7 protein-coding genes and 1 pseudogene are annotated in these 10,339 nt (G+C 57.4%); 5 read left to right on the forward strand and 3 right to left on the reverse strand.

The genetic code is table 11. The features are described 5' to 3' along the window. Positions 1-138: 138 nt before the first annotated feature. Together HWX00_RS36415 and HWX00_RS36420 are read left to right on the forward strand one after the other, a co-directional pair. Positions 139-306 (forward strand): hypothetical protein, encoded by a 168-nt coding sequence (locus HWX00_RS36415; protein WP_226194377.1) that lies wholly within the window; start codon positions 139-141, stop codon positions 304-306. A 229-nt stretch (positions 307-535) separates the two neighbouring features. Further along, the gene (locus HWX00_RS36420) at positions 536-1,555 is read left to right on the forward strand and encodes an IS110 family RNA-guided transposase (protein ID WP_175029380.1); all 1,020 of its coding nucleotides are present in this window, start codon (positions 536-538) and stop codon (positions 1,553-1,555) included. Between the two features lie 767 nt (positions 1,556-2,322). Here the strand turns inward: HWX00_RS36420 and HWX00_RS36425 are convergent. After that, positions 2,323-2,757: a winged helix-turn-helix transcriptional regulator gene (locus tag HWX00_RS36425; RefSeq protein WP_175029379.1), complete on the reverse strand. Its 435-nt coding sequence runs from the start codon at positions 2,755-2,757 to the stop codon at positions 2,323-2,325. 109 nt (positions 2,758-2,866) lie between these two features. Between HWX00_RS36425 and HWX00_RS36430 the strand changes: the two genes are divergently transcribed. Beyond that, entirely contained in the window at positions 2,867-3,484 is a 618-nt protein-coding gene (locus HWX00_RS36430) for an FMN-dependent NADH-azoreductase (RefSeq protein WP_074802311.1), read from the forward strand. Between the two features lie 181 nt (positions 3,485-3,665). Here the strand turns inward: HWX00_RS36430 and HWX00_RS36435 are convergent. Beyond that, positions 3,666-4,216: pseudogene (locus tag HWX00_RS36435) on the reverse strand (DDE-type integrase/transposase/recombinase). Positions 4,217-4,298: 82 nt separating this feature from the next. Here HWX00_RS36435 and HWX00_RS36440 point away from each other — a divergent pair. After that, on the forward strand, positions 4,299-4,685 hold the full coding sequence (locus HWX00_RS36440; RefSeq protein ID WP_226194376.1) for a TolC family protein: 387 nt from the start codon (positions 4,299-4,301) through the stop codon (positions 4,683-4,685). Positions 4,686-4,971: 286 nt separating this feature from the next. Here the strand turns inward: HWX00_RS36440 and HWX00_RS36445 are convergent, their stop codons facing one another. Then, positions 4,972-5,544, reverse strand: coding sequence for a recombinase family protein (locus tag HWX00_RS36445; RefSeq protein WP_175029377.1), 573 nt, complete (start codon positions 5,542-5,544; stop codon positions 4,972-4,974). A gap of 926 nt (positions 5,545-6,470) precedes the next feature. On the opposite strand from HWX00_RS36445, the gene HWX00_RS36450 reads away from it, so the two are divergent. After that, positions 6,471-10,339, forward strand: a 3,869-nt coding sequence (locus HWX00_RS36450; RefSeq protein ID WP_279612835.1) for an ESPR-type extended signal peptide-containing protein, incomplete at its 3' end; no start/stop codon positions are given.

Genomic DNA, 10,339 nt, shown 5'->3' on the forward strand with positions numbered 1-10,339 from the left:
TATCGTGGACACGACTGGTCATTCGTGTCCTTCACAGGACATCATGGCACTCGTCACCGAGCGTTCACAGACGGTACTGGTCTCGTGCTTACCTGCGTGACGCGGGTACGTCAGCTTGATCTGCTAGCGGAGGCTCCTATGAATCAGCGGCTGCCGGTCCGGCTCGAACTGGAGATTCAAGGCTTGGGGCGATGGGCTGGAGAGATCGCGGTCTATCTGGCCACGGCCGAACAGATGTCCGAACTCGCGCAACGGCGGGCGCGGATGGCGGGGCTGTTCGTATCTCCGGGTGGAGCAGTGGGTTGATGCCGTGCTCCACGTCCCGGCGCCCATGGCTCGCCGCCTCGTGGCGTAGAGCAAAATAATTCCGTCACTCCGGAATTCCCATGGATCAAGGCCTCCGGGCTGCGAATTGAATGATATGAACGCCCCCCACCATCGCTGCGTGTAGCTTCGGCGGTACATTCGTGCCCTGCGGTCGCTACTGAATAGAAATCGGTAGATCATATTGGCCTACTCAGCCGGAGGATCCATCATGACGCATACGATCGTGGGTGTGGACATCGCAAAAAACGTAATGCAGGTGCACTGGGTGGACCCCGAAACCGGCGAGATCGTGAACAGACCTGTGAAACGAGCGGCGTTTCTCGAATATTTTGCAAATCGCAGTCCTTGTCTTATCGGGATGGAGTCCTGCAGCGGATCCCAACACTGGGCGCGGCGATTGATCGAGATGGGCCACCGGGTGAAGCTGATGCCAGCGAAGTTCGTCAAGGCATTCAACATCCGCAACAAAAACGATGCGGCCGATGCTCGAGCAATCTGGATGGCCACGCAGATGGACAGCAAGGAAGTTGCCGTGAAGACCGAGGCTCAACAGGCAGTGCTCGCGCTGCATCGCATGCGGCAGCAACTGGTGAAGTTTCGCACGATGCAGATCAACAGCCTGCGCGGGTTGCTGACCGAGTATGGCGAGGTGATGGGTGTCGGTCGAGCTGCGTTGGACAAATCCGTCGTTGGGGTTTTGGAACGATTGTCGGGACGCTTGCCAGCGATACTGATCGACACGTTACGCGAGCAATGGAAAGGTCTGGATGACCTCGATCGGCAGATCGGCCAGATCGAGCGCCGTTTGCACGAGTGGATGAAAGACGACCCGTCTGCCAAAGCAGTTGCGATGATCCCAGGCGTAGGCCTGCTTACCGCAACGGCGGCAGTGGCAACGATGGGACAGGCCAAAGCCTTCAAATCCGGCCGCGAGTTTGCTGCGTGGCTCGGTCTCGTCCCGGGACAGACGGGTTCCGGCGGCAAGATCGAGCTACAGGGAATCAGTAAACGAGGTGATACCTATCTCAGGACTTTGCTCGTTCACGGCGCGCGAAGCATTATCTACCACGTGAGAGAGCCCGGTCTATGGGTGACGCAGATGAAACAGCGGCGTCCGTTGAACGTCGTCATCGTCGCGATGGCCAACAAGCTTGCCCGAATAATCTGGGCAATGCTGGCACATCAACGGCCCTACCGGAAGGACTACGAAAGCGTTAAACCGGCCTGACTTCTCTGGCCTATCTGAAAGTTGTGCTGAAGGGATGGAACGTCAAAAGTTGCGGTGGCATTCGAGTGTGATGACAAAACAGGTAGGACCTGGGACTCACTAAGCCTGAAAAGTTGTCTGAGCCTGACAAGCTCGCGAAGTGAATGAGGCGTGAGTCTGCGGATTTCATAGGGGCCCGCAGCGAATCAGGCTGCAACAAGGCCGAATGTAGAGCTGCAGCCCATCCTGTTTTTCGAAGGCTCGAAAGTCCGGCGCAAAGGGGGGCGTTCATGTAGACGACTTTATTGACGGCCCCTTCAAAAGAATGTCGTCAATTCGCCTACGTCCGCATTAAATTTGTCAATTCGCGTCGTGGAGCAAGGGTTCCGGCGGTAACGTCCTGATTTCTTGACCGATTCCCGACGCACCGCCGGGCCGGTCGATGCGCTGAGTTCAGACAGGACGCTCTCTGCCTGAAGCTCGGTCAAGCATGCTGGAAAAGTAGTGATGCGGGACATTCGGGGTCAACTGCGACAGCTGCTCCCGGCCATGAAGCGTCATTGGTTTGCGTCAACGGTGAGACGTTGAGGCGTCCCGTCTGGCTCAGGGAGCGGACACCCAAGTCAGGCTATGCGAATTTTCCGATTGGTTGGCCGACTCACGGTTGGATAGATCGGAAAATGCAGCGCCTTCTCAGCCCACGAAAAATCCGTGTTGGAACAGGTCCTAACGGGAGCCGGCATTTGGATTTCGCCGCGGTATTGGCACACGCCTACGGTCTGGACCCGTTATCGACGCTGGTAGACAACGCCCTGAATCGACACCTGATCTGGCTCCGGCGCCTCGTCAAAACGTTTATGCGCCTCGGCAATGGCGACTTGATTCTCGCTCGCCCAGTTGACCAACGCCATGACAGGCTTCAACAGCGTTCTTCCCATGTCAGTGAGTTCGTAATCGACGCGAGGAGGAATCGTTGGATACATCGTCCGCGTTATCAATCCGTCGCGTTCCAGTCCGCGCAAGGTGAGTGTCAACATCCGCTGGGAAATGCCGTCGATGCCGCGTTTCAATTCGTTGAAGCGCCGCGGGCCATTGGCCAGCATAGCGACAATGTAGAGGCTCCACTTGTCGCCGATGCGATCCAGGATTTCACGAGTTGCCAAGCAGCCGCCAGCGTCAGGTGCAGGCAAATCGGCAGGTAGCTCGGGGTGACTAAGTGACATGCGTGTGCCTACTTGTGGGGAAGCGGCAGGAACCATACCATCCTTTGTATAAATTGGTAAGTAAGAATCAATACCATACTAAGTTCTCTTTTTATACCATGGAGCCGCCATGAGCCACACCCTACTTGTCACTTCCAGCCCGCGCGGGGCTGACAGCCTTTCCACTCGCTTTGCCACCGAAATCGCCGATGGCATCCAAGCCCGCACGGGCGGTCCGCTGACCGTGCGCGACCTTGCCGCAAATCCGCCGCCGCACATCACGCCAGCCTACATCCAGGGCCGGATCACGGAACCCGAAGATCGCACACCGGAACAGGTCGAGGCGGTGAAGGTCGCGCAAGAATTGGTCGATGAGTTGAAGGTCGCCGATGTGATCGTGCTCGGTTCGGGCATGATCAACTTCGGTCTGCCCTCGCAGCTCAAGGCTTGGTTCGATCACGTCACTTGGCCGGGCGTCACCTTCGGCTACGGCGATACTGGGCCGAAGGGGCTGCTGGCCGGCAAGAAGGTCTATCTCGTTACCGCTACCGGTGGCGTGTTCTCGGAAGGTGCTTGGGCACCGTTCGACTTTCAGACCAATTATTTGCTGCACCTGCTCGGTTTCATTGGCCTGACCGACGTCGAAGTAGTGCGCGTCGAAGGCACGGTTTTCGGCCCCGATGCGGCGCATGCCGCAATCGCCAACACCGAAACGGCCATCAAAGCCTTGTTGGCGAAGGCTGCGTGACTTCATGGCCGGGAAAAAAATAATCGCGCTGTTCGGTGCGACCGGGCGAGTTGACGCCCGTCTTCGCGACGCCGGGACCGGTGACGAGTTTATTGCGCGACACTTAAGCCCATGAATTTGCGACAGTTTTCCGTTGACCTGCCCCCTTCAATAGAGCCAATGGGCTTCTAGCAAAGTCCCTTTAAACCAGCTCCTGGAAAGCGGCAGGAGTATCCGCGGTTGCCCGATGTTTCGCCGCAAACTCTGACGGCGCAAGGTAGTTCAGTGCGCTGTGCGGCCTTTGCTCGTTGTAATCCTGACGCCATGCCGCGATGACAGCCCGAGCGTGCGCGAGCGTCGTGAACCAGTGCTCGTTAAGGCATTCGTCGCGGAACTGCCGTTGAACGATTCGATGTACGCATTCTGCGTTGGCTTACCCGCCTGAATCAACTTCAGCGTGACGCCGTTCGCATACGCCCACTGGTCAAGCGCGCGGCTCGTAAATTCGGGTCCCTGGTCGGTTCGCACCGCCTTGGGATAGCCACGGAAGCGAGCTGCACGATCCAATGCCCGAGCGACATACAAACCTGAGATGCCATGGTCGACGACGATGTCGACAGCCTCTTTCGTGAAGTCGTCGACGACGGTCAGGCACTTCACGCGCCGGCCGTTGGAAAGCGCATCCATCACGAAATCGATTGACCACACCTCGTTGGGGGCGCCCGGCAATGCCAGTTGCTCGCGCTCAATCATGACGCCATGGCGCTTGCGACGGCGCCGCACAGCCAGCCCTGCCTCACGGTACAGGCGATAGATGCGCTTGTGATTGGCGTGCGTGACGATACCGCTCTTTGAAGGTTTCGGGCGACACTATCAGGTCGAGCAAGCGCGGGCCGAGGCCGAGCGTCAGCAGGATGTGGTGGACGAAGCCCTGCACCAGGTCGCGCTGGACGTCTGGACGAGTTGGCAGGCGCTACAAACAGCGACGAAAAACGTCGCTCACAGCGAAACGACGCTGACGAATGCCGGGCGATCATTTGACGCCGCGCAGCACAGATACGAGCACGGCGTGGGCAACATTCTAGAGTTGCTGAATACGCAGACTGCGCTGGCGAATGCACAGCAGCGACGCGTCCAGGCGCTGACGGATTGGCATACCGCAAAGATACAGCTTGCTTTTAAATTGGGACGATTGGAACTGGACGACATGCGTGGGCAATGATCGTAAGCGTGAAATTCTCCCCACCTGGCCAAGGCAGCCGAATGAATGTCCCCGGTCTTTTACCGATGCCGAGAGGTGGGGAGTGGCAGGCAGGGATCCACGATGCGAGAGCTGGATATCCGCCGGTGGGTGCCTTACGGTGCCGTGCTCGAACTCGAATGCGCTGAGCGAGACAACTCGCTCAGCGCGGGCGAAATAGCCGATTACGACGAATCAGTGCAGTTACCGCTCTCGATTACGCCGCCTGGTTTTGGATTGATCAGGCGGCGTATTGATTTCCGCATCGTTAGGAAATTAATGCTTGTTCATTAGCGACTCGGTCGCGCATGCGCACCAACGTTCGCGGATTGACGCCGAATCGGCTAGCAACAGACGTTATCGGCTCTGTCTTCATGAGAGCCAGTGCTTGCTCTTGTTGACCCGCACTTAAGGCGGGTTTGCGTCCATGCCGTTTCCCACGTGCTTTTGCAGCTTGAATTCCGGCCTTCGTGCGTTCACTGATAAGGGTCCGTTCGAACTGGGCCATTGCAGCCATCATATGAAAAAGCAAGGTGCCGCTGGACGAGTCGGTCGAAATATTTTCGGTGAGCGATTCGAACTTGACATTCTGCTGTTCGAGGTAGGTAACCAGGTCGACGAGCTTACCAAGAGAGCGTCCCAATCGATCAAGGCGCCATACGACAAGGACGCCGCCCTTCTTGAGGCGGCGCAGGGCTCGCTCGAGCCCCGGGCGTTGGAAGGTCGTTCCAGAGACGCCCTGATCGCAGAAGACGATCTGGCAGCCTGCGCGGCTTAAGGCGTCTTTCTGCAAGTCCAGATTCTGTTCGTCGGTCGAGACACGCGCGTAACCAATTTTCATGATTTTTTACCCGTAGAGGGCCGCTGCGCGAAGGCACATCGCGGCGGTGGCCCGTTGTATTGCTGGTTGCTTCAATTCAGTGAGGGATTCAAACGGCATTGCTTCGGAATGCCTCACACGATAGCAAACGTTTGCGTTCCGAGTGATAAGGAAGCCGTGAATGCATCGGCCGTCCCCACCCTAGGGGAAACGCAAATTTGTGTAAGAGGCCCCTCGATTGTACTAGACAAAAACGGGCCTTTTTGTCTGCTCGCTCACCGCCTCCAGCAACCTCATACAAAACAATAGGTTACAGATTTCCCAGCAGCCTCGGCTCAAGAGTAGCCAAAAGGCCCCTTTTTGATTTTCCAGACGTCGTTGGCCAACTAGTTAGTGGATGCGATGCACCGAATCAATCGCAGGGGGGCTAGGCCGTCAATCGCGTTGCGGTGCCAAGCCAACATGGCGGGCCTCGCACTCGAGTAATTCGATGCATGAGCTGGAGCCGTGAACGGCGCCAGTCTCTTTTGAGATTGCGAAGAATCGTTTAACAACCCGGTCTGTAGTCGTACAGCGATCGATAGTTCGAAATCGAAACCTTGGATAACTATTCGGTGTATGTCGAAAAGTTGATCGAGTATTGCATGGGTTTGCGTAAGTGTTATTAATAGCGATGACTGAATTTTAAATTTAAATTATAGAAACGGTGAATATATTGTCTTAAGTGCTTCTCATTAGTTGCTGCTGTTGGTGAGATTATTGGGAAATATTTTTGAATTTATAAAGTTAATTTTGATTTGCGTGCTAATCAATTTGATTTGGTGTTGTTTGAGAGATGTCTATCGGTCTCGTTTTTTGTATTGAGGTGTGCGCGCTGAGTCGGGTTGAAGTGGCCGATGTTATTTTTGAATAATTAAGGTTAATATTTTTCTGATCGGGGTCGCTAAATGAATAAGATTTACAAAATAGTTTGGAATAAGTCAAGGGGCGTGTTTGTTGTTTGTTCCGAAATCGCGATTGGGCATGATGCAAAGGGTGGTGCAAAATTAACTTCCTCGGCTAGCTCTATTTTTTTGCGGAAGAGGTGGAGCGTTATGGGGAGCATCTCTGCTATTCCGTTTTTGGTTTTTTGTGCTTTTTCTAATGCACAAACGGCTTCAATTATTTCGAGTTATTCGCCGAATTGGGTTAGCGGTTATGGTGGCAATGGCGGGTCATATTTGATCGGAAATAATGATGGAATTACGAATTCGGGGTCAACTGGCACCCAAGGTGTCGGTTTAATGGCATATGGGAACGGAACTTCAAATCTCAGAAATTTGTTTTATGGTTATGTGGATGGCACTAGTGGATTGGCGAATGTCATCATAGGAGATAGTACGGGAGATACCTCTAATCAATCGCAATTTATCGTTTATGGCGGTCGTCTTCAGATTGGAAATGGGGCGTCAGTTACCGCTAATGCGGCAGTCGCATTCGGTGTCAATTCTGTTGCCGCGGCGCAATATGCTTTTGCTGCGGGGTATAGCTCCAACGCGTCAGCTATTGGAGCGACTGCCATTGGTGGCAATGCAACATCGGGGGCGAAGGCTTCCGGAACTGACAGCATTGCGATTGGTGGACAGAGCGTCGCTACCAATGCATCTGATGTAGCGATAGGAAAAGGTTCGAGTGCTATTGGTGCAACGAGTGGAACTACTGGTTCTGCGGTATCGATTGGTGCCGGCAATACAGCGAAAGGCGCTGGCGCTATTGCAATTGGTGATCCCAGTGTGGCGAACGGCACGGGTGCGATTGCCGAGGGCTATAACAGCGTAGCTACGGCCAATGGTACAGCGACTGGCGGAGTGGCAAATGGTGCTGTCGCGCTTGGTAATACGGCGATTGCCGCCGGACAAGGTAGTGTGTCCATTGGCAACTTGACTCAGGCGAATACGGCTGGCGCTATTGCATTAGGTGATTCAGCTGCCGTCACCAGTACGGCCACCAACGGGATAGCTCTCGGAGCCGGTGCTAGCGCTTCCACGGCTAAGTCGGTGGCGCTAGGTGCGTCATCAACTACCTCGACAGGGGTCAATACCTCTTCGGTTGCGATTGGAGGAACGACATTCGCTGGATTTAAAGGGACGTCGCCGTCAACAGCCGGAGTTGTTTCAGTTGGCAGCACAGGATCTGAGCGGCAGATTCAAAACGTAGCTGCAGGGCAAGTTTCGTCGACTTCAACCGATGCGATCAACGGTAGCGAACTGTTTAGCGTAGCATCAACGACAGTGAGTTCTATCACATCGTTGTCAACATCGGCCTCTACCGGCCTGTCCTCGGCAAACAGCTCGATCACCTCGCTGTCGACCTCGGCGTCGACCGGCCTGAGCACGACGAACAGCACGGTGACTTCGCTGAGCACGTCGGCGTCCACGGGTCTGTCGTCGGCCAATAGCTCGATCACGTCGCTGTCGACCTCGGCCTCCACGGGCTTGAGCACGACCAATAGCACGGTGACGTCGCTGAGCACGTCGGCCTCCACCGGTCTGTCGTCGGCCAATAGTTCTATCACTTCACTGTCGACCGCTACCGTCACTGGCCTGAGCTCGCTGTCGACCTCTGCATCGACGGGCCTGAGCACGACCAACAGCACTGTCACGTCGCTGAGCACGTCGGCTTCCACGGGTTTGTCGTCGGCGAATAGTTCGATCACTTCGCTGTCAACCGCCACCCTCAACGGCCTGACCTCGCTGTCGACGTCTGCCTCGACGGGCCTGAGCACGACCAATAGCACGGTCACGTCGCTGAGTACGTCGGCGTCGACCGGCATTTCCACGACGCAAAGCGGCGTTTCCTCGCTGTCAACCGCCGTCGCGAATATCAATAGCGGCGGGGCGGGCGCACTGCGCGTTCAATATAACGTCGCATCTGCGGGAACGTCGGCGAGCGGGACGAACGCGATTGCGGCGGGTGTTTCGGCTACGGCGTCGGGATCGGACTCGATCGCGCTGGGTACCGGGGCGAGTGCAACGGCTGCTGGCGCAGTGTCGATCGGTAGTGGCAATACTGCGCAGGGCAAAGGCTCGGTGGCGATCGGCGATCCGAATGTTGCGACGGGTACGGGTGCAGTTGCCGCGGGTAACAACAACACGGCAGACGGCACGCAGTACAGTGGAGCGGGTGGCGCAATTGCATTGGGCAATACCAATACCGCATATGGCCAGGGTGCGGTAGCGCTGGGTAACAATACGGCAGCGTATGGGCAGTCGGCTATTGCGATCGGTGACGGGGCTGCGGCGGGCTCGTCAGCGACGCCGCGAACCGGTGATATTGCGATCGGTCAGAATGCGACCACGACGGGTTTGAACAGCGTGGCTATTGGTGCGAATTCGACCGATGGCGGGCAGTCGAACGTTGTTTCGGTGGGTAGCACGACGCAGCAGCGGAAGATCGTGAATCTGGCCGCGGGTACGGTGAGTGCGACGAGCACGGATGCTATCAATGGCAGCCAGCTCTATTCGCTGTCGACGTCTGCCTCGACGGGTCTGAGCACGACGAACAGCACGGTGTCGTCGCTGAGCACCTCGGCGTCCACGGGCCTGTCGTCGGCCAATAGCTCGATCACGTCGTTGTCGACCTCGGCCTCGACGGGTCTGAGCACGACGAACAGCACGGTGACGTCGCTGAGCACCTCGGCGTCCACGGGCCTGTCGTCGGCGAACAGCTCGATCACGTCGCTGTCGACCTCGGCGTCGACGGGTCTGAGCACGATCAACAGCACGGTCACTTCGCTGAGCACCTCGGCCTCCACCGGTCTGTCGTCGGCGAACAGCTCGATCACGTCGCTGTCGACCTCGGCGTCGACGGGTCTGAGCACGACCAACAGCACGGTCACTTCGCTGAGCACCTCGGCCTCCACCGGTCTGTCGTCGGCGAACAGCTCGATCACCTCGCTGTCGACTTCGGCCTCGACGGGGTTGAGCACGACCAACAGCACGGTCACGTCGCTGAGCACGTCGGCATCCACCGCGGTGACGTCGCTGAGCACGTCGGCGTCTACCGGCCTGTCGTCGGCCACCAGCTCGATCACGTCCCTGTCGACGTCGGCCTCGACGGGCCTGAGCACGACGAACAGCACGGTGACGTCGCTGAGCACCTCGGCGTCCACCGGTCTGTCGTCGGCCAATAGCTCGATCACGTCGCTGTCGACCTCGGCGTCGACGGGTCTGAGCACGACCAACAGCACGGTCACGTCGCTGAGCACCTCGGCCTCCACGGGCCTGTCGTCGGCCAATAGCTCGATCACGTCGCTGTCGACCTCGGCGTCGACGGGCCTGAGCACGACGAACAGCACGGTGACGTCGCTGAGCACCTCGGCCTCCACGGGCCTGTCGTCGGCCAATAGCTCGATCACGTCGCTGTCGACTTCGGCCTCGACGGGCCTGAGCACGACGAACAGCACCGTGACCTCGCTGAGCACCTCGGCATCCACGGGCCTGTCGTCGGCCACCAGCTCGATCACGTCGCTGTCGACCTCGGCTTCGACCGGTCTAAGCACGACCAACAGCACGGTGACGTCGCTGAGCACGTCGGCGTCCACGGGCCTGTCGTCGGCCAATAGCTCGATCACGTCGCTGTCGACTTCGGCCTCGACGGGCCTGAGCACGACGAACAGCACGGTGACGTCGCTGTCGACGTCAGCGTCGACCGGCCTGAGCACGACCAACAGCAACATCACGTCACTGTCGACTGCGACCACCAGCAGCCTGAACTCGCTGTCCACCGGGGTGAGTACGGCGAACAGCAACATCACGTCGCTGTCGACCGCCACCAC

The organism is Burkholderia seminalis DSM 23518, assembly GCF_902832885.1.
GTDB lineage: Bacteria > Pseudomonadota > Gammaproteobacteria > Burkholderiales > Burkholderiaceae > Burkholderia > Burkholderia seminalis.

Coding starts and splice junctions, on each gene's coding strand:
- HWX00_RS36420 (WP_175029380.1), top strand. CDS start 536: ATGACGCATACGATCGTGGGTGTGGACATCGCAAAAAACGTAATGCAG.
- HWX00_RS36445 (WP_175029377.1), bottom strand. CDS start 5,544: ATGAAAATTGGTTACGCGCGTGTCTCGACCGACGAACAGAATCTGGAC.
- HWX00_RS36415 (WP_226194377.1), top strand. CDS start 139: ATGAATCAGCGGCTGCCGGTCCGGCTCGAACTGGAGATTCAAGGCTTG.
- HWX00_RS36425 (WP_175029379.1), bottom strand. CDS start 2,757: ATGTCACTTAGTCACCCCGAGCTACCTGCCGATTTGCCTGCACCTGAC.
- HWX00_RS36430 (WP_074802311.1), top strand. CDS start 2,867: ATGAGCCACACCCTACTTGTCACTTCCAGCCCGCGCGGGGCTGACAGC.